Origin of the sequence: Desulfospira joergensenii DSM 10085, from assembly GCF_000420085.1 — a bacterium.
Taxonomy (GTDB): domain Bacteria; phylum Desulfobacterota; class Desulfobacteria; order Desulfobacterales; family Desulfobacteraceae; genus Desulfospira; species Desulfospira joergensenii.
Window position 1 is genome coordinate 19,600 of the sequence record NZ_ATUG01000003.1, and the last position, 19,287, is coordinate 38,886.

Annotated in this window: 20 protein-coding genes; 13 read left to right on the forward strand and 7 right to left on the reverse strand. The window is 51.0% G+C overall.

Going from position 1 to position 19,287, the window contains the following annotated elements; genetic code table 11:
* Nucleotides 1-11: 11 nt before the first annotated feature.
* Both rpsR and rpsF read right to left on the reverse strand, forming a co-directional pair.
* Complete coding sequence (rpsR, locus tag F608_RS0124225; RefSeq protein WP_022668323.1) at nt 12-269, reverse strand: 30S ribosomal protein S18; 258 nt, start codon at nt 267-269, stop codon at nt 12-14.
* A gap of 23 nt (nt 270-292) precedes the next feature.
* Nucleotides 293-826 carry a 30S ribosomal protein S6 gene (rpsF, locus tag F608_RS0124230; RefSeq protein ID WP_022668324.1) on the reverse strand — a complete coding sequence of 178 codons (534 nt, stop codon included), beginning with the start codon at nt 824-826 and terminating at the stop codon, nt 293-295.
* An 866-nt stretch (nt 827-1,692) separates the two neighbouring features.
* Here rpsF and leuS point away from each other — a divergent pair.
* Entirely contained in the window at nt 1,693-4,296 is a 2,604-nt protein-coding gene (gene leuS, locus F608_RS0124240) for a leucine--tRNA ligase (protein ID WP_022668326.1), read from the forward strand.
* Nucleotides 4,297-4,298: 2 nt separating this feature from the next.
* Nucleotides 4,299-4,811 (forward strand): LPS assembly lipoprotein LptE, encoded by a 513-nt coding sequence (lptE, locus tag F608_RS0124245; protein WP_022668327.1) that lies wholly within the window; start codon nt 4,299-4,301, stop codon nt 4,809-4,811.
* A gap of 151 nt (nt 4,812-4,962) precedes the next feature.
* Here the strand turns inward: lptE and rpsT are convergent, their stop codons facing one another.
* The gene (gene rpsT, locus F608_RS0124250) at nt 4,963-5,217 is read right to left on the reverse strand and encodes a 30S ribosomal protein S20 (protein ID WP_022668328.1); all 255 of its coding nucleotides are present in this window, start codon (nt 5,215-5,217) and stop codon (nt 4,963-4,965) included.
* A 97-nt stretch (nt 5,218-5,314) separates the two neighbouring features.
* On the opposite strand from rpsT, the gene murJ reads away from it, so the two are divergent.
* The 5 genes from murJ to F608_RS33230 are packed head-to-tail and all read left to right on the forward strand — an operon-like array spanning nt 5,315 to nt 8,424.
* On the forward strand, nt 5,315-6,865 hold the full coding sequence (gene murJ, locus F608_RS0124255) for a murein biosynthesis integral membrane protein MurJ (RefSeq protein WP_022668329.1): 1,551 nt from the start codon (nt 5,315-5,317) through the stop codon (nt 6,863-6,865).
* The gene (locus F608_RS0124260) at nt 6,862-7,164 is read left to right on the forward strand and encodes an FtsB family cell division protein (protein ID WP_022668330.1); all 303 of its coding nucleotides are present in this window, start codon (nt 6,862-6,864) and stop codon (nt 7,162-7,164) included. The genes murJ and F608_RS0124260 overlap by 4 nt, the downstream gene beginning before the upstream one ends.
* A complete protein-coding gene (locus tag F608_RS0124265) occupies nt 7,161-7,454 on the forward strand; it encodes a hypothetical protein (RefSeq protein ID WP_022668331.1) in 294 nt (97 codons plus the stop codon). The genes F608_RS0124260 and F608_RS0124265 overlap by 4 nt, the downstream gene beginning before the upstream one ends.
* A 24-nt stretch (nt 7,455-7,478) precedes the next feature.
* Nucleotides 7,479-7,973 (forward strand): rhodanese-like domain-containing protein, encoded by a 495-nt coding sequence (locus F608_RS0124270; RefSeq protein ID WP_022668332.1) that lies wholly within the window; start codon nt 7,479-7,481, stop codon nt 7,971-7,973.
* Nucleotides 7,960-8,424: a MauE/DoxX family redox-associated membrane protein gene (locus tag F608_RS33230; RefSeq protein ID WP_022668333.1), complete on the forward strand. Its 465-nt coding sequence runs from the start codon at nt 7,960-7,962 to the stop codon at nt 8,422-8,424. Before F608_RS0124270 ends, F608_RS33230 begins: the two co-directional genes overlap by 14 nt.
* 4 nt (nt 8,425-8,428) lie before the next feature.
* Here the strand turns inward: F608_RS33230 and F608_RS0124280 are convergent, their stop codons facing one another.
* The gene (locus F608_RS0124280) at nt 8,429-9,295 is read right to left on the reverse strand and encodes a formylglycine-generating enzyme family protein (RefSeq protein WP_022668334.1); all 867 of its coding nucleotides are present in this window, start codon (nt 9,293-9,295) and stop codon (nt 8,429-8,431) included.
* Between the two features lie 559 nt (nt 9,296-9,854).
* Here F608_RS0124280 and F608_RS0124285 point away from each other — a divergent pair.
* The 4 genes from F608_RS0124285 (at nt 9,855) to F608_RS0124300 (ending at nt 14,526) form a co-directional block, all read left to right on the forward strand.
* Nucleotides 9,855-10,658 carry a putative sugar O-methyltransferase gene (locus F608_RS0124285; RefSeq protein WP_022668335.1) on the forward strand — a complete coding sequence of 268 codons (804 nt, stop codon included), beginning with the start codon at nt 9,855-9,857 and terminating at the stop codon, nt 10,656-10,658.
* A gap of 323 nt (nt 10,659-10,981) precedes the next feature.
* Entirely contained in the window at nt 10,982-11,254 is a 273-nt protein-coding gene (locus F608_RS0124290; protein ID WP_027363086.1) for a PxxKW family cysteine-rich protein, read from the forward strand.
* Between the two features lie 133 nt (nt 11,255-11,387).
* Nucleotides 11,388-12,701 carry an aminotransferase class I/II-fold pyridoxal phosphate-dependent enzyme gene (locus tag F608_RS0124295; protein ID WP_022668337.1) on the forward strand — a complete coding sequence of 438 codons (1,314 nt, stop codon included), beginning with the start codon at nt 11,388-11,390 and terminating at the stop codon, nt 12,699-12,701.
* 7 nt (nt 12,702-12,708) lie between these two features.
* Nucleotides 12,709-14,526, forward strand: coding sequence for a chloride channel protein (locus F608_RS0124300; protein WP_022668338.1), 1,818 nt, complete (start codon nt 12,709-12,711; stop codon nt 14,524-14,526).
* On the opposite strand, the gene truA is transcribed toward F608_RS0124300, so the two are convergent.
* Both truA and F608_RS0124310 read right to left on the reverse strand, forming a co-directional pair.
* Nucleotides 14,520-15,260, reverse strand: a complete 741-nt coding sequence (gene truA / locus F608_RS0124305; protein WP_022668339.1) for a tRNA pseudouridine(38-40) synthase TruA — start codon at nt 15,258-15,260, stop codon at nt 14,520-14,522. The genes F608_RS0124300 and truA overlap by 7 nt on opposite strands.
* Complete coding sequence (locus tag F608_RS0124310; protein WP_027363087.1) at nt 15,261-15,701, reverse strand: MarR family winged helix-turn-helix transcriptional regulator; 441 nt, start codon at nt 15,699-15,701, stop codon at nt 15,261-15,263.
* Nucleotides 15,702-16,195: 494 nt separating this feature from the next.
* On the opposite strand from F608_RS0124310, the gene F608_RS0124320 reads away from it, so the two are divergent.
* Both F608_RS0124320 and F608_RS0124330 read left to right on the forward strand, forming a co-directional pair.
* Nucleotides 16,196-17,131, forward strand: coding sequence for an ArsR/SmtB family transcription factor (locus tag F608_RS0124320; protein WP_022668342.1), 936 nt, complete (start codon nt 16,196-16,198; stop codon nt 17,129-17,131).
* Nucleotides 17,132-17,203: 72 nt separating this feature from the next.
* Nucleotides 17,204-18,625, forward strand: coding sequence for a mannose-1-phosphate guanylyltransferase/mannose-6-phosphate isomerase (locus F608_RS0124330; RefSeq protein WP_022668344.1), 1,422 nt, complete (start codon nt 17,204-17,206; stop codon nt 18,623-18,625).
* A gap of 22 nt (nt 18,626-18,647) precedes the next feature.
* On the opposite strand, the gene F608_RS0124335 is transcribed toward F608_RS0124330, so the two are convergent.
* Entirely contained in the window at nt 18,648-19,181 is a 534-nt protein-coding gene (locus F608_RS0124335) for a hypothetical protein (RefSeq protein ID WP_022668345.1), read from the reverse strand.
* Nucleotides 19,182-19,287: the final 106 nt, after the last annotated feature.

Consider the following 19,287-nt stretch of genomic DNA (forward strand, 5'->3'; position numbering starts at 1 on the left):
CTCCCGTATCCTTAATACAGGGGTTTGCCCACAAAGGGCAGCAGGGCGATCTGACGGGATTGTTTGATGGCAATGGAGAGCTTGCGCTGGTGTTTCGCACAGGTTCCCGTGATCCTTCTTGGAATGATCTTGCCCCGTTCAGTGATGAATTGTTTTAATGCTTTGGGGTTTTTATAGTTGATTTCCATGCCGTCATCCACACAGAATCTGCAGATTTTGCGCCGCTGGAAAAATTTGTTTTTACCTCCGCCTCGTTGACCTCTATACATAATAAATCTCCTTCAATCTTAAATCAGTTCTGCTCTTCTTCGGCTTTTTCAGCCTCTTCAGCATCTGCCTCGACCTCTTTGGTTTCTTTTGCCTCTTCAGCTTCAGCTTCGGGTTCTTCCTCGGCTTCATCTGCAGGCTTTTCTTCCTCGGCTGCTTTTTCCAAAGCCTCAGCCTGTCTGGCTTCTTCTGCTTTGGCAGCGGATTCTGCAGATGCCTGGGCTGCTTTTTCAGCCTCTTCGACTTCCTGTGCCAGCGATTCGGCGGTCACGTCATCGGAAAGAAGGATGGTCATGAATTTCATTATATCGTCACTGAGACGAAAATTTCTTTCAAGTTCGGATACAAGGTCACCGGTGCCGCCGTAGGTGATGCAGGCGTAGTGGCCCCTGATTTTTTTTCTGATTTCATAGGCCAGTTTCTTATTGCCCCATTCATCAAAATCTAAAAGAATTCCATTTTCCTTGGCAATGATATTTCTGACTTTGTCGAACAATTCTGTTCGAGCCTTTTCCTGGAGATCAGGGTCAGAAATAAAAACAGTTTCATACTTCCTCATTTTAACTCCTTGCGGATATAAAGCCCCGGCATTTGGCCGGAGCAAGGATTAATACTTCTGTCACCTGCCCATCAGGTGACTAAAAACCATTCTATATACCACTATATACTCCAGGGGTCAATTGCATTTTCGGATATCAAGCCTTAGGGGGGATGAGGGATAAGGCCGGGTTCATAGGATCGGGACTGGAGCTTGGTGAAATAACCCCATTTTGGTGGTTGCTTTTGACCCGGATTGTCGAAATATAATCAAGGCATGATTCCTGGGGCGTAACCCCGGGTTTTGGTGATATAGAGTAAGTCTTTGATTATAAAATCTATTTTAATTAAAAAATCTGAAAGTCCTGAAAAGTGTTCCCGGATGGAATTCAACTTGCAAGGTTTGATCGAATTTTAGGGATTTTGCCCTGTTGGCCGCTGATGAAAATGGAAAAAGGGAAATCAGATGTTTTTTGATGATCGGATGTCGGAAAAAGCAGTCAAATACGGGATTGGTAGGATAAGCGGAAACGGGAAATTTCATTTATTGGCCTCCCCGGCGGACAGGGACAGAATACAGCCCCTCTGCCTTTCCAGGCAATGGAAAACTGAAATGCTTTCAGGCAGGCCCGGTAAGTGGTTTGATGAAGAAGTCCGTGCGGTCCAGGCCCTTCGTAAACATAAAAAAGCCTGCCAAAAATGCCTTCGGGTAATAGAGAGTATTGAATTCAACCTGCCGCAGAACCCATGATCCATGGGAAGTGCCCTGTCTTTACCATCAAAAAGAAAGTGTCCCGGTCCTCCAACCCGGGCTTGCTATTTGGACCGGCTTATGGCATCTAATAGAGTTCACTATTAAAACAGATGCTTTGGAAAGGAATCAGGACCATGGAGGAGCGGTACAACCCCGATGCTGTTGAGTCCAAATGGCAGGGATACTGGAATGAAAAAGGGCTTTTTAAGGTTTTTGAGGACCCGTCAAAGGAAAAATACTATCTTCTGGAGATGTTTCCCTATCCTTCGGGAAAGATCCACATCGGACATGTGAGAAACTATACCATCGGAGACGTGGTGGTCCGGTACAAGAGAATGAAGGGATTCAACGTCATTCATCCCATGGGGTGGGATGCCTTTGGCATGCCGGCTGAGAATGCAGCCATTGACAACAACACCCATCCAGCGGCCTGGACCTACGAGAATATTAAGGCCATGGGAGCCCAGCTCAAAAAAATGGGGTTTTCCTATGACTGGGACCGGGAGATCGCCACCTGCCGTCCGGAATATTACCGGTGGGAGCAGTGGCTCTTTCTTAAGATGCTGGAAAAAGGCATGGCCTACCGCAAGGAGTCTTTTGTCAACTGGTGTGAGAAATGCCAGACCGTGCTTGCCAATGAACAGGTGGAGCAGGACAGGTGCTGGCGGTGTGGCAAGGTGGTCCAGCAAAAAAAGCTGTGGCAGTGGTTTTTCAGAATCACCGACTATGCCGAGGATCTTCTGGTCCACTGCGATAAACTTCCGGGCTGGCCCAACAAGGTCACGGTGATGCAGAAAAACTGGATCGGGAAGAGCGTGGGGTCTGAGCTCAAGTTTAAAATTGACGGCCGGGACGAAGAGATTGAGGTGTTTACCACCCGGCCGGATACGGTTTTCGGCGCCACCTTCATGTGTTTGGCCCCGGAACACCCCCTGGTGGAATCCCTGAGCAGGGGAACGGATCAGGAGGCAGAGGTGACCGCCTTTATCGAAAAGGTGGCCAGCCAGGAGCGTTCCGCAGAGGGAATCGAAAAGTACGAAAAAGAAGGGGTGTTCACCGGAGCCCATTGCATCAACCCGGCCACGGGAAAGAAAATTCCCGTGTATACGGCCAATTTTGTTCTCATGGAATACGGAACCGGAGCCATCATGTCGGTACCGGCCGGAGACCAGAGGGACTTTGACTTTGCCAGAAAATACAAGCTTGAGATTATCCCGGTGGTTCAGCCGGAAGGAGAGCCCCTGGACGGAGCCACCATGGAAGAGGCCTATGCGGGAGAAGGGGTCCTGGTCAATTCCGGTGAGTTCAACGGCCTTGATAATAAAGAGGGGATGGAAACCATCATCCAGTGGCTGGAAGAAAAGGGCAGGGGGAAAAAGGCCATCTCCTACAGACTCAGGGACTGGGGAATCTCCAGACAGCGGTATTGGGGCGCACCCATTCCCGTGATCCACTGCAATTCCTGCGGTGTGGTGCCCGTGCCTGAAGAGGATCTGCCCATCCTGCTGCCCGAAGATGCCAATCTGCTTGAAAAGGGTGGTTCCCCGCTTCCGACCCTGGATTATTTTGCCAAAACCACCTGTCCCCGATGCGGCAGGGAGGATGCCAGAAGGGATACCGACACCATGGATACCTTTGTGGAATCCTCCTGGTACTATTTGCGGTACTGTTCTCCCCGGTATGATCAGGGCATGTTTGATCCCGATGCCGTAGGGTATTGGGGGCCCGTGGACCAGTATATCGGAGGTGTGGAACATGCGGTTCTTCATCTGCTCTATTCCCGGTACTTCATGCGGGTGCTCAAGGACCTGGGAATGATCGAGTTCAAGGAGCCCTTTACCCGGCTGCTCACCCAGGGCATGGTCTGCAAGGAAACCATGACCTGTCCGGAACACGGGTACCTTTTCCCGGAGCAGGCCGAGAAGGAATCTGACGGATCCCTGTCCTGTACCCTCTGCGGCAAGGATGTGGAGGTGGGACGGGTCATCAAGATGTCCAAGTCCAAGAAAAACGTGGTCGACCCCAATGAACTCCTGGAAAAATACGGGGCAGACGTGACCCGCCTCTTCTGCCTGTTTGCCGCCCCTCCGGAGAGGGATCTGGAGTGGAGTGAGGACGGGGTGGAGGGTGCCAACCGCTTTGTCAACCGGGTCTGGCGTCTGGCCCGGACCTGTCTGGACAAGATTGAAAAACCTTCATCCTATACCGGCCCGGCCTCCGGACTCAAGTCTTCCCATGCCAAGGACCTCTATATCAAGGCCAACCAGACCATCCAGAAAGTCGGGGAGGATATTGACAAGAGTTTTCATTTCAATACGGCCATTTCCGCGGTCATGGAACTGGTCAATGCCATGTACAATGTGGATATTGACAAGGCCGACCCGGAGATGAAATCGGTTCTTTACTTTTGTCTTGAGAATACGGTTCTTCTGCTCAGTCCCATCATTCCCCATTTCAGCGAGGAACTCTTCGAGAAAATGGGCAAAAAGGGATCTGTTCTGGAACAGCCATGGCCGGACTTCAGAAAGGACAGTCTTGAGTCCGATGAGGTTCTGGTGGTGGTCCAGGTCAACGGCAAGCTCAGATCAAAATTTTCCGTCGGTGCAGATGCCGGCGAGGATCTTGTCCGGGAAAAGGCCCTGTCCGATGAGAAGATCAAAAAGCATATCCAGGATCAGCCGGTGAAAAAGATCATTGTGATCAGAAAAAAACAAACCCTAGTCAATATCGTGGTGTAATCATGGATAAAAAATTCGGCATTCTGCTGGCTCTGGTGATCATGGTATCTGTTTTTTCCTGCGGCTACCGGCTGGAAGGCGGGGGGTATATCAAGGAGAATGTCACCCGGGTGGCTGTGGAGGTGTTTGAAAACAACAGCTCCCAGACCCGGGCCGGGCTGGCCTTCACCAATGAACTTATCCGGGAGATCCTTGAAAAAACAGATACCAAGGTTGTGGATTCATCCCGGGCCACCCGGAGGATCGTCGGGGTGGTCAAGGCGATTAAATTTTCTACCCTGTCCCGGACCTCAACGGAAACCGTTGTGGAAAGAAGAGTGACCGCCGTTGTGGATGTGCGTCTCGTGGGTCCGGACGATGAGATCCTCTGGTCGGTCAGGGATTTTTCATCCCATGAAGATTATACTGTGGCCGAGGATAAGGTTGATGATGATGGAAATATCCGGGAGGCTGTGGACAAAATCGCCACCCGGAGTGCCGAAAGACTGGTCAGCCAGATGATGGTGAACTTTTAAGGCTCCGGCTTGAAAACCGGGTTTGGAAAGCAAAAGAGGCAGGCGCTGTAAGGATCTGAAACTCCCTAGAGCCTGCCCCGGTCAAAAGGCAGGAGTTCCGGACCGGGTTGAATCCCTTGGGATGTAAGCCCCGGATCCGGACCCATGGATCTTATGCATTAACAAGCTTGGACAGTCTGGATATTTTCCTGGAAGCGGTTTTCTTATGAATGATCCCTTTTTTTGCGGCCTTGTGAAGCGCAGACTGTGTCTGCCGCATGAGTTCATCTTTGGCATCTTCACCGGCTTCCTTGGCAGCGCGGACCTTTTTCTCCAGGGTTTTAAGCGAGGTCTTTGCAGATTTGTTTCTAAGCCGTCTTACCTGACTCTGTTTTGCCCGTTTCTTTGCAGATTTATGATTCGCCAACTTGGTCTAGCTCCTTATGTTATTGTAATAAATATAATTATTAATATTTCAAATTAGACAGCTTATATGTTTTTCTATTTTTTGTCAAGGCAAACCTGTGGGAAAGATCTTTAAAAAGACCTCCCAGGTGAGCGGACTGACCCTGGTCAGCCGGATCATGGGGCTGGCAAGGGATGTTCTGATTGCCTCGGTTTTCGGGGCCTCCCTGCAGAGCGACGCCTTTTTCATGGTCTTCCGTCCCTTTGACCTGATGCGGAAGATGTTTTCCGACGGCATCATGAGTATCTCCTTTGTCCCCGTATTTTCAAGGTACCTGGAACAGGACCGGCCTGACCAGGCCCGGGCCATGTTCATGTCGGCCCTGGCCCTGATCTCCTTTGTATCGGTTCTTTTGGTTTTGGCCGGAATCCTGCTGGCGCCTTTTCTCTTCGGCCGGGTCGCTCCCGGATTTACAGGAAATCCCTATCTCTTTAATCTAACGGTTGTCCTGGTAAAGATCATGATGCCCTATTTGATCTTTGTCATGCTGATTTCCTTGAGCATGGGGGTGTTGAACTCCTTTGGCAATTTTTATGTTTCAGCGGCCACACCCATTCTCTTCAATCTGGTGGTGATTCTGTTTACCCTGCTGGCAGCCGGTCTTTTTGAGGCAGACATCCGGGTACTGGCAACAGGCGTTTTTGCGGGAGGACTTGTCCAGCTCTGTTTCCAGGTTCCCTTTATACTGAAAAGACTGAAGCCCTCTCTCAGGGATTTTTGTCTTCTGCACCCCGGATTTGTCCGTGCGGGCAAAGCAACCCTTCCCGCAATGGTCGGGGCCGCCTCTTTTCAGGTCAATGTAATGGTGGCCTCTTTTTTTGCCTCCTCTCTCTCCGAGGGAAGTGTTTCCTACATCTACTATTCAGACAGACTGGTTCAGTTTCCCCTGGCCCTTTTGGGGGGAGCCTTTTCAGCCGTTCTCCTGCCCACCCTCTCCAGGAAAGCGGTTTCCGGCAGCCCCGATGAGATCTCCAAGATCTTTGAAGACGGGATCCGGCTGGTGCTTTTCATGACCATTCCGGCCATGGCCGGGCTTATGTCCCTCAGCCGGCCCCTGGTTACTCTTTTTTTTGACCAGGGGGCCTTTGGCCCGGAGGCGGCACGGCATACGGCGGCCTGTCTGTCGTACCTTGCCCTGGGGCTGTGGGCCTTTGCCGGCACCCGGCTCTTTGTTACCCTTCACTATGCACTTTCCAATGTCCGGCTTCCCTTTGCTGCAGGTATGGTCTCCATGACGGTCAACGCGCTGCTCTGTCTTTCCCTGATCAAGCCCATGGGATTTCAGGGACTTGCCCTGGCGGTTTCCCTTTCCGGTTCAGCCGGATTTGTCCTGCTCTTTGTCTGGCTTCCCAAAGGGCTGTGTTTGTCCAGAATGAGGATTTTTGTTTCCGCTTGCAGGGCCATTCTCCTCTCTGGTATAATGATAATTCCCGTTTGCTGGGCTGCCGGCCTGCTCAGGGATGTCGAGACCATGGGCAGACTTGGGTTCGGGATGGGTGTAACGGCCTGTGTCTTTCTGGGTGTTCTGGTTTTTGGGGGGCTTGCCCTTGGGGCAGCCGGCCCGGAAGTCCGGCTGGCAAAAAAATGGATAAAGCATAAACATCAATGACCGTACTTGAAAAAATCGGATTTTATCTGACCGTTGTACTGATCCTCCTGCTGCTTTTCCTGATCTTTTTTTCCAGGAACGGGATTCTGGATTATCAGGAATTAAAGGCAAAGGAAGCGGGTGTAACCGCAAGGATATCCGCGGTGGAAAAGGAAAACAAACAGCTTGAACGCCAGATTAACAGCCTGAGAAACGATATCGAGTATATCAAGCACCTGGCCAAGCATGAACATGAAATGGTTGAACAGGGAGAGTTGATTTTCAAAAGCAAACCTGAAAAAAAGGACAAGACCCAATGAATCAGGAATTTATGACCATGGAAATGGCAAAGGTCTATGAAAATCAGGGTCACTACCAGGAGGCCCTGGATATTTATCAAAGCCTTGCCGATTTAAATGACCATGATTCCGGAGCAAAAATCCGGGAGGCAATCGCACGGGTGGAGGCGGCCCAGGCAAATCCCCCCAAAGCCGTGGTGAATGAATCCGACCCTGGGAAAAGGATCCAAGATCTTCTGGAACAATGGCTGCGGCTTTTGATTTTAAAAAAAAGGCTGGGCCTGTTCCGGAAAATCAAGGCCCGGTTTTGAACCCGATTTCATAAGATCCATGTGATGCCGGCAAAAAAGAATATTCTGGGAGTTGTACTGCTTCTGGCCCTTTCCCTCTTCCTCGGGCTGGGAATGAACTATCTTTCCCCGTCGGGAATCGCCCTGGTCGGACAATGGAACACCGAAAAGGGCGTGGTCTCGGCCCGGGCCAGGGATGATGCGGTTCATGGGGATATTGAAATCAACAATCCCATGGAAGTCCGCAGGATTGTGACCCAAAAGGAGATGATGATTCTGGATGTCAGGCCGGCCTTTGTCTACGAAGAAGGCCATCTTCCCGGGGCCTATTCCTTTCCCCTGGATGAGTTTGACGACCTTCTGGATCAACTTCTGAAGCTGGTGAAAAGGGATACGCCCATCCTGGTCTATTGCAGCGGATTCCAATGCACAGACAGCCACACCTTTGCATCCCGGCTCATGGACCTTCAATTCTCCCGGGTCCGGGTCTTTGCCGGGGGATTTGCCCAATGGCAGGAAATGGGGTTTGAAATTGAATAGTCTATCCGGGAAAAATATGCTGCTCTGGCTGATCCGCCTGGTTCTGGGGCTCACCTTTATCTATGCCAGCCTGCACAAGATCCTCCATCCGGCGGACTTTGCCAGGATCCTCTACGGGTACGATATCTTTCCGGAGGCCGTGATCAATATCCTGGCCATCTGGGTCCCCTTTCTGGAGCTTGTGGCCGGCACCTGCCTGATCCTCGGTTTTTTCCCGGCATCGGCCCTGCTCATCATCAATGCATTGCTTCTGGGTTTTGTTCTGGTGGTCGGGTTTAACCTGATCCGGGGCCATGAGTTTGACTGCGGCTGTTTTTCCCTGGCAGCCCGGTCAGAGCCCTTGTCTGCGGTCTGGCTCCTGGTGAGGGATCTTGTTCTTCTGGCGGCAGGCACCTTTTTGTACAGGCACCTTCCCGCCCTCCCGGGGCTGATCCGGACCCGGTCCTCCTGATCTTCTATTGTTCCCGGACGATACGGAATCCCAGGCTGTTGCGGACGGCAATGGGTTTGTAGTAACTTCGATAGGCGCATCTCTGGTACTTGCCGTTCTGGTACCAGCCCCCGCCCCGGATGACCCTGTGGTTTCCGGTCCGGCTTAAGGGATCCACGATATTCTCCTTATAGGTATCCGTGACCACACCCACCCGGGCCCTTAAAATATCCCGCCATTTGCAGGCATCCTGGACCCACTCCTGGACATTGCCATGCATGTCAAAAAGCCCCCAGCGGTTGGGCTTCAGGGTCTTGACCGGATGGGGTTTGAAATCCCTGGCAGGCCCCTGGAGTCCGGAGTTATAGCAGTACCAGGCTGTGTCCTTGAGGGCCGGGTCCGGTTCTGTGCAGGAAAAATTGGTGATGGGGCCGGTGGCAAAGGCCGTGGTGGCCCCGGCCCTGCAGGCGTACTCCCATTCGGCTTCCGTGGGAAGCCGGTACTTTCGGGTCCCTTCCATTTGATTGAGAAATGAGATGAACTGCACGGCCTCATTCCAGGTCACCGAGTCCACGGGATAGGTATTGCCCAGTTTAAAGGCCGAGGGATTGGGGGAGACCAGTTTGTTCCACTGCCCCTGGGTCACCTCTGTTTCCCCCATGTAAAAGCTTTTCGAGATGGTCACCTTGTGCTGCTGCTCATTCCAGTTCCTGCCCGGTTCCGAGGTGGGGCTTCCCATGATGAAACTGCCCGCCGGAATCCGGACAAACCGCATACCCAGCCTATTGGTAATGATGTCCTGGGCTTTTGCGGAATAAGGAGAAACAAGACCCGCTGCCACAAGGGATATGCTGAAAACCAGAGCCGGGATGAGCTTGAATAGGGATTTCATAAGGTGTTCCTGATTTATGATGACCGTTAATTTTGAGTTCCTGAAGAACTCTAACACACTCCCGGCCCGGTGTTCAATAGGTTCCCATCAATAACCGGGTTTGTCGACACAGACCCCATGTTTTGGTCTGAAGATAGATCTGTGGAGAGAAGCGAAGCGCCCGGCAATTCGGAAATCCGGCCGGGACGGGCCGCGGCTGCACAGAGTGAAAAATTCCTACAGCCTCGACCGATTATCAAATTTGGCATTGCACTGAAGGGGGAAAACTGTTCAAACAATTCCCCCTTTTAACCGCTCCATTCCATTAAGAGGCTGTACAGAATTCCACTCCATGTCTCCGCCGCAGCCCGTACCGGCCTCCACGATAAACCCAGCCTTTATCACACACCATTAAAAATGCTCCGGGTAAGTTGTTTTATATAGAAAGTTTTCTGTTGCTTTTTATGCTGGAGTAAGGATAATCTCCAATTAAATTGATTCTCGATTTATTTGAAACACAACAAAACTTTTTGCGAATGATATCGCAGGAATATTTTTAATCTGAGCCTTAGGAATCCCCATGAAAGATATGCCGTCAAAAATTCTCCGGAAGTTCGCCCCCAAACGTATTCACAGTCTGTCAGATAATCAAACCTATCCTCAATTTTGCAGCCAGGCAAGCAGTGATGAATTGATATTCAACAATTTCAGACGGAGCCCAATATATACTGAGATTTTAGAGCATGTAACAGAGAAACTAGGATTGGAATATTTTAAAATTATATCTGATAATCCTGATTTTCTTCATTCAATGGCAGGGTTTAAAGAAAACGATAACTATGGGAATCCTGTAAAATATGATTATCCCGAGATTGGTATGATTTCACCATCGACCCTGCGGTATATTAAAGTGCTTTCAGACATACGCACACTCTTTGAAACCTTAGATGATTTCGATATTTGCGAGATAGGGGTCGGTTATGGTGGCCAGTGCAGAATTCTAAACTCTTATTATACACCTGAAACATATTGTCTGGTCGACATTCAACCCGCATTGGCACTTGCTCAGAAATATTTAGATAACTTTCCAATTACATCAACATTATCCTACAGGACAATGGATCAGCTTGCCCAAGGAAATTATGATCTGGTAATCAGTAATTATGCTTTTACTGAACTTCCGCGTAAGATACAGGATGTATATATGGAGAAGATTATACTATGCTCCAAAAGAGGTTATATCACCTATAACGAAATCACACCGAAAGAATTCAAATCGTATAAAGCCGATGAGTTGGCTGCGATTATTCCGGGCGCACAGATTTTAGAGGAAAAGCCGCTCACGCACCCCACGAATTGTATAATAGTATGGGAAACAACATGACACCCTCTATAAATCTCGAAAGGAGTGTTTGGAAAATATATATCTGCATCGATGTACAGTTATCTCAAGGTTTAAATCCGTGCGATTGATCTCGTCCAAAAAGGGATCCTATTCTCACTGATAATTGTTCTCGCTTTTTATCCTTCTTTTATATAAATCCAATCCACCCAATCATTGACAAGACCCCCTGCCTGTGATAAGAGAATCAGGTTTACAGCCATGTCGGCTGAAAAGGATGAGATGACACCAAAGAAACCGTGGAAAGGATAGGCGGTTCCTTTGATTTTAATAAATTCAACCCAGAGGATTTAGGACAAAAAATTATGATTTGCACAACTGTCAGAGAAGGTGACGACTGCGTATTTATGACGGCTGCCGGATGCAGCTATAATGAAGGCAACTGCCTTCCCATCGTGGACGAGTGCATGGGATGCCAGAGGTCTGCGGAGTATCCCACCGGCAACTATTGCGCCGCCGCTCCGGACCCCTCCCTGAAATGGAAAAACGGCAATTGCAATATGGCTACCCACGTCAAAACCGTTACGGAAACCAAAAAGCAGAAGATCAATCCGATCAAGGCGTCCAAGAGAAGATAGATTACCCAGTTTTTTCAACATCAGACTCTGCGGTTTCTGCTTCATGTAGGATCGCAGAGTTTTTGTTTTCAGACGGGTTGTCCGGATTTTCAATTTTATAATAGTACCCATTGTTTTCAAGAAAGGTTCAAAGATGAACGCCATTGCTCAAGAACTCAACACCGTTATCCAGGATTCCAACCCCCATGTCTATGAGATGCTTTCAGACATGGGCAAGGCTCTTTTCTTTCCCAAGGGCATCTTGAGCCAGAGTGCCGAAGCCAAGGAAAAAGCCGGCCGCATCAATGCCACCATCGGAATTGCCAAGGAGGGGAATTCCGTTCTAAGCCTCTCCTCGGTGACCCAGTATATTCAGGGGATCACCCCGGATGAATACCTGCCCTATGCCCCGTCCTTCGGTATCCCGGCACTCAGGGAAAAATGGAAGCAGGATCTTTACAAAAAGAACCCGTCGCTGGAGGGCAGGAGCATTACCCTGCCGGTGGTGACCTCGGGCATCACCCACGGGGTCAGCATTTTGTCGGACATGTGGGTAAATAAAGGGGATGTCATTGTCCTGCCCGACATGATGTGGGGCAATTACAATATGACCTTCTGTGTCCGGAATGGAGCCAGGATCGTTCATTTCAAGGCCTATGATGAGGGTCTGACCCGGTTCAACCTGGACTCCTTTGAATCGGTGATGCGGGAGCAGGCAGAAAAAAACGACAAGATCATCACCATTCTCAATTTTCCCCACAATCCCAGCGGATACACCCTGAGCCGGGAAGAGGCCGACAGGGTGGCCGCCATCCTCATGGACATCGCCAAAGGGGGCACCAATGTGGTGGCTGCATGTGACGATGCCTATTTCGGGCTCTTCTTTGAAGAGGAGACTTCCAAGGAATCTTTGTTTGCAAAGATCGCAGGCAGGGAAAAACGGCTTCTGGCCGTGAAACTGGACGGGGCCACCAAAGAAGATTATGTCTGGGGCTTCCGGACCGGGTTTGTCACCTATGGGATCTGTGCGGAAAAAAATGTGGAAGAGGCCGGCCTGGCCCTGGAAAAGAAGACGGCCGGCTGCATCCGGGGCAATATCTCCAATTGCTCCCATTTAAGCCAGTCCATCCTGCTCAAATCCATGGCCGATCCCAGGTATGACAGCCTTAAGGCCGAGAAGTTCGAATTGCTCAAGGCCAGGGCCATGAAGATGAAAGAGGTGTTAAAGGACCCCAAATACCGGGAGGGCTTTGAGGTATACCCGTTTAACTCGGGATATTTCATGTGCATCCGGATCAAGGGGGTGGATGCGGAAAAATTGCGGATTCATCTCCTGGATCAATACGGGGTCGGTCTCATCTCCATGGGGGATGAGAACATCCGGGTGGCTTTTTCCTGCCTGGAAGAAAAAGACGTTTCCACTCTGTTCGATACAATTTTGACCGGAATCAAGGATCTTCGCAGCTGATGACAACATGAGCCTTAAAAAACAATTCGACTCCCTGGACATTGCCCTGGCCGGAAGATGGCTGTTTTACTTTGTTTTGATCGGTGTCATTGCCGGTGCCGGTGCCGTGCTTTTTCATTATCTGTGCGGCCTTGGCATGCATTATTTCCTGGATCTTATGGCCGGATACCGTCCCAATCCTCCTGCAGGGGAACATCTGCTCCTGCCCCACACCGACACTCCTTTCAATCGATGGATCCTCCTGGTTCTCCCGGCCCTTGGCGGTATTGTCTCGGGCTGGCTGGTCTATACCTTTGCCCCGGAAGCCGAGGGGCATGGTACCGATGCTGCCATTGACGCTTACCACCACAAGGGAGGCAGGATCAGAAGCCGGATTCCCTTTATCAAGACCATTGCCTCCACCATCACCCTGACCACGGGCGGGTCCGGGGGCAGGGAAGGGCCCATTGCCCAGATCGGGGCGGGATTCGGATCTTTTCTGGCCACCCGGTTCAATCTCTCTGAAAGGGAACGAAGGATCATGATGGCCGCCGGGATCGGCGCCGGTGTAGGCAGTATCTTCAGGGCTCCCCTGGCCGGGGCTCTTTTTGCCGCAGAAGTGCTCTACCGGGATCCGGATTTTGAGTCCGAGGTCATTATCCCGGCCGGGATCTCTTCGGTGGTGGCCTATTGCATCTTCTGCCTGGTATTTGGGTGGGGCTCGCTTTTTGATTCTCCGGGGTTTAAATTCCAGAATCCCCTGGAGCTTGGACCCTATATGGTTCTTGCCGGGGTTCTGGTGGTTACCGGAGCCCTCTATGTAAAAGTCTTCTACGGGGTTGTCGACATCTTCCACCGCTGGAAGATCCCCAATCATATCAAGCCGGCCATCGGGGGGCTTTTGACCGGGATCATCGGATTTTTCCTGCCCTATACCCTGGCCTTTGGATACGGCATGGCCCAGGACGCCATATTCAACAAATTGGCCATATCCACCCTCATTGCCCTGGCCCTGGGAAAGATCTTTACCACTGCCTTTTCCATCGGGTCGGGCGGTTCAGGCGGGGTATTCGGCCCTTCCGTCGTCATCGGCGGGGCCATGGGCGGGGCCGTGGGCAAGATCTTTCACCTGCTCATTCCTTCGGTGGTGGCCACCCCCGGATCCTTTGTCATCGTGGGGATGGCCGGATTTTTTACGGCGGTTTCCAACACCCCGATTTCCACGATTATCTTTGTCAGTGAGATGACCAACTCCTATCATCTGCTGCTGCCCAGTCTGCTGGTCTGTTCCCTGTGTTATCTTCTGGCCCAGCGCTGGACCCTGTATGAAAATCAGGTCAAATCGAGGATCGATTCTCCGGCCCATGCCGGGGAATTCATGATGGACATCCTCCAGACCATCAAGGTGGAAAATCTGAGCCATCTGATCAAGGATGTCCGATGTGTGAACGAGAACCTTCCTTTCAGTGAGTTTAAAAAGATCTTCCAGACCACCAAGCAGCACTATTTCCCGGTGATGAACGCAGAGGGACGGTTTACCGGTATCTTTTCATCCACGGATATAAGGGAGGTCATCTTTACCGTGCATATTGAGGATCTGGTGGTCATGAAGGACATCATGATCTCCAATCTGATCACCACCCATCCCGGTGAAGATCTGAATACGGTTCTGTTCAAGCTCACCCAGAAAAATATCGATGCCCTGCCCGTGGTTATGGAGGACAATCCGTCCGAATTTCTCGGGCTGATCTACCGGCGGGATATTATCGCCCATTACAATGCTCATATTCAGAAGATAAGGGAGAATGAGGAGGAGATTACAATCGAGCCCCAGCCCGGTCAGTAATTTACCCTGTAGAGAAAGAGGCCTCTTGCCGGGGCCGTGGCGCCGGCAAGGCTCCGGTCCCCGGCATTCAGTATCTCTTTAAAGGTTTGAACCTCGATCTTTCCCCGTCCGGCATCCACCAGGGTGCCCAGGATATTTCTCACCATATTCTTTAAAAAACCGGATGCGCAGATTTTAAAAACCAGCCGATGATCTTCCCTGGAGCTTACCTGGGCGCTGAAGATTTCCCGAACAGTGGATGTCCTGGGACTGCCCGTATTCTCAAAGGATTTAAAATCATGCTCTCCCACAAGGAGGGTGCAGCATTGATTCATGAGATCAAGGTCCAGGGGGGGGCGGATATGCCATAGATAATTTCTGCCGACGGCACAGGGGGTTTCCCGGTTCAGGATCATATAGTGGTATTCCTTGGAAATTGCACTATACTGGGCATGGAAATCTCCATGGGCCAGGGTGCACTCCCGGACCACTATGGGATGTTTGATCAGGCTGTTAAACCCCTTTTTCAGATCCGGGAGCCCGATTCGGGTGGAAGCAGTAAAACTTGCCACCTGGCCCAGGGCGTGGACCCCGGCATCGGTCCGGCCGGATCCTGAAATTTTAATTTCCTGGTTCAGAATCGTGGAAAGGGTTCTTTCGATTTCTTCCTGGACCGTGAGCCGGTCTTTCTGGCGCTGCCATCCGGAAAAATCAGTACCGTCATATTCCACAACGAGTTTGAAATTTTTTTTCATTTAAGGCTTTTTTTGATTCGAGGCGTCCATTTGTTCGCCGGCCCTTGCGATTTCCTGGGACAGATTCAAGGCGAATTGAGTGCCGAGAATTTTCGTGTAGTCGAGGTAAAAGCCTTTATATGCCCCTGCAATGGAGGCCTTGAGTTCAAGGCTTTTTTTCGTGGGGAAGATCTTGGTGGTCTTGCCCCGGCTCTCCCTTTCCACCATGTCTTTTACACAAAGGGAATCCACGAACCGGGTGATGGTGGAAGGTGTCAGGCGCAGTTCTTTGCTCAGTTCCTTGGGGCTGATGCCGGGCCGGTGAAAAACGACTAGGAGCAGCGACGCATGGGCAGGGGACAGGTTCAGAGGCTTGAAGTGGGCTTCAGCCATCTTGGTCATCTGCCTGGAAAAGGCATTGATATTGAAAAACAGACATCCTGTAAAAAATTGGTCGGTCATAACAGATTCCCGGAGTGTAAGTATTGTATATACAATTAGTTTTCCATTGTCAATTGATTCAAACCTGAAATGTTTTTTATTAAAAAGTTTGCTGATCATAACTTTATGCTTGACGGCTAGTTAAATTGTAGTTATATTGATTCAGGTCCAAAAGGAAAAAGGGTTTTGGCGCCATCCAAGCCCCTTTGATTCACACAGAGGTTATCGGAATCAGACTTTCGGCCCTACCTCCTTAATTACTATTATTTTGCCTGCGAAAAAGGCAGCACCCCTTGTCGGGGTGACTGCCTTTTTCATTTTTTGGTCCCGGACCAGGGACGAGAATATAATATTCTGGGGGGTACCCCCATCAAAGAGTTGAGATTTGCCCAGGATGTGATACAAGAATAGACAAAAAACAATCTGCAAAGGAGGCGCCGGAAATGAAACCCAGGTATATTTCACCCTCAGCGTTTCAATTTACACAGGAGATAGACATTTAAGAACCGGTCCCCATGGAAATGATACGACAATTTAAAGCCCTTTCCGATCCCACAAGGCTGCGCCTGCTGAATATTCTCAATGAGGTCGAGTTGAACGTGAACGAGATCGTTTCCATCGTGGACATGATCCAGTCCGGGGTCTCCCGCCATCTCAAGATTCTGCTGGAATCCGGTCTCCTTTCTTCCCGCAAACAGGGAAGCTTTATTTACTATTCCGCCAACCAGACTAGTGAAAACCGAACATTGATCCAGTATGTTTGCTCAAAGGCCCGGACCGATGAGATCTGCACCCTGGACCTGGAAAAGGCCCGGCAGAGCATTGTGATCCGTAAGAACAGGACCCGTCGGTTTTTCAGCACGGTGGCGCCCCAGTGGGACCGGCTCAAAAAAGAGGTCCTGGGGGAATTTGATCTCAACAGGGTCCTCAGGGATGAAATCGGCCGGTCATTGATCGTGGCCGACCTGGGCTGCGGAACCGGGGAGATGCTGGCGGTTCTGTCCCGGGAAAGCACCGATAACAGGGCAGAAAAATTCATCGGAGTGGACAGCTCGCCGGAAATGCTGGAACAGGCCCGGATCCGGCTTTCCGCCTCGGATTCCATCGACCTGAGGCTGGGAGAACTGGAAAACCTTCCCATGCGGGACCGGGAAGTGGACGGGGTCATTCTGAGTATGGTGCTCTTTCATATCTTTGAGCCCCAAAAGGCCATTGCCGAGGTTTTCCGGGTGCTCAAGCCCGGGGGGCTCTTTTTATTGGCGGATTTTAAAAAGCATGACCATGAAAATATCAGAGATATCATCGGCGGGGTCTGGCTCGGGTTTACAAGGCCTCAGATTGAAAAGTGGTTCAGGTCCGTTGGATTTGATATCCAGAAGTTTCAAGAATTTCAGGTGGAGCATGATCTGTGTATCTACCAGTTTAGTGCCCAAAAGAGGATGGACGGATAAGAAAGAAAAATTGAGAAAGGCCGGCCAGGAAAAGGGGTCGGTCAAAAAGCTTAGATTTGAAGAGGAGATTTTATGATTGTTCCGGTAATTCTGGCCGGCGGGTCAGGCACCCGTTTGTGGCCCCTATCCCGTGAGCTATACCCCAAGCAGTTAATTGATCTCTATAATAAGGACACCATGATCCAGAACACCCTCCTTCGCCTGGACGGGGTGGAAAATCTGGACCGCCCCCTGGTGGTCTGCAACGAAGAGCACCGGTTCATGACTGCTGAACAGCTCCGGCAGATCCATAAAGATCCCCTGGCCATCATCCTGGAACCCGTGGGCAGAAACACGGCTCCGGCCATCTGCCTGGCCGTTCTCAAACTCCTGGAAAAAGGGGAGGACCCGATCCTCCTGGTCCTGCCCGCCGACCATGTGATCGAAAACCGGCCGGCCTTCCATGAGGCCATCACCAAAGGGGCCGGGCTGGCAGAGCAGGGATACCTGATCACCTTCGGGATCGTGCCCCTCTCCCCTGAAACCGGGTATGGGTATATTCAAAAGGGAGAAAATATGGAAGGGAAGGGGACCGCCTCCAGGATTGCAGGATTCGTGGAGAAGCCGGATCTTGAAACCGCCCGGGCCTATCTGGACTCCAAAGAGTATTATTGGAATTCAGGAATGTTCATGTTCCAGGCCTCCACCATCGTGGCTGAACTGGAAATCCACGCCCCCCAAATGGTGGATCTATGCCGGAAGGCCATGGCAGGCGGAAGGCATGACCTCGATTTTTTCAGGATAGACCGGGAGAGTTTTTTTTCGGTGGAACCGGATTCCATTGACTATGCGGTCATGGAGAAGACAGACCGGGGAGCCGTGATTCCCCTGGATGCCGGCTGGAACGACCTGGGTTCCTTTGACGCCCTGTGGCAGACCGGAAAGAAAAACGGGGATTCCAATGTCATTGACGGGGATGTGCTCATCCATGATGTGGCAGACTCCTATATCCATGCCGGATCCCGGCTGGTGGCGGCCGTGGGGCTGGAGAAATTCGTCATTGTGGAGACCCGGGATGCGGTACTGGTCTCCCCCAGGGACAGGGTCCAGGACGTCAAGAAGATCGTCAACCAGTTAAAGGCCCAGAAAAGGGAAGAGGCCATCTCCCACTCCCGGGTCTACCGGCCCTGGGGGGATTATGAAAGCATTGATGCTTCAGACCGGTTTCAGGTCAAACGGATCACGGTAAAGCCCGGGGCCAAGCTCTCTTTACAAAAGCATTTCCACCGGGCCGAACACTGGACCGTGGTGTCGGGAGCCGCCATTGTCACCCGGGGGGAGGAAGAGATTCTTCTCAAAGAGGACGAGTCCGCCTATATCCCTTTGGGAACCGTACATCGACTGGAAAACCCGGGCAAGATTCCCCTGGAACTTATCGAGGTCCAGTCAGGATCTTATCTGGGGGAGGATGATATCGTCCGGTTTGATGATGTCTACGGAAGGGAAGAAGACTGATTTTTATTGACGGGCGGAGCGGCTATAAATAGTCGCCCCGGTCGATCTTGATCTGCTCGGTTTCAAGAATGGCATTCAGGCGGGTGATCATACCTGCCAGGTCCGGGGCATTCCCATCCTCGGAATTCTGATCCAGTTTCAGGGTCAGGTCCCGGAGCCCTTCCCTCATCGTTTGGATCAGATCCTGGGCCTGTTTCAGGCTTTTTTCCGGATCTGACAGCCAGGAGGCATAGGTGTCCAGGCCGTTGATAAATTCTTCGATTGTATCAATGAAATAGGCCCTGTCCCGGTTGTCCGGCCCGGATGGGTTTTCAAGGGCCCGGACCGGGAAAGAACCCTCTAATTCCGGCAGTCCCGAGGCCGGATCAGAACCTGTCCGGCCCATATCATTGGATGACTGAGCCGGTTTGAGCCGTTCCGATAAAATAGCGGAAAATCCATCCGGATCATCGGACGCCTGATTTGGTTTTTCGGATGGGGACCGGGTTCCGGAGTCATTTCCCGGTGTTTTGGCAATCTGTCCGGACCGGGAAGGGATGCGGTCTAATTCTTCCATAATTCGGATAAAAACTATTGCAAATCCATTGAAAATATTTAAAACTACCTATTTAATGATCATACGTGGGGGAAAAGCCCTGTGTCAAGATTAAATGTGGAGCATA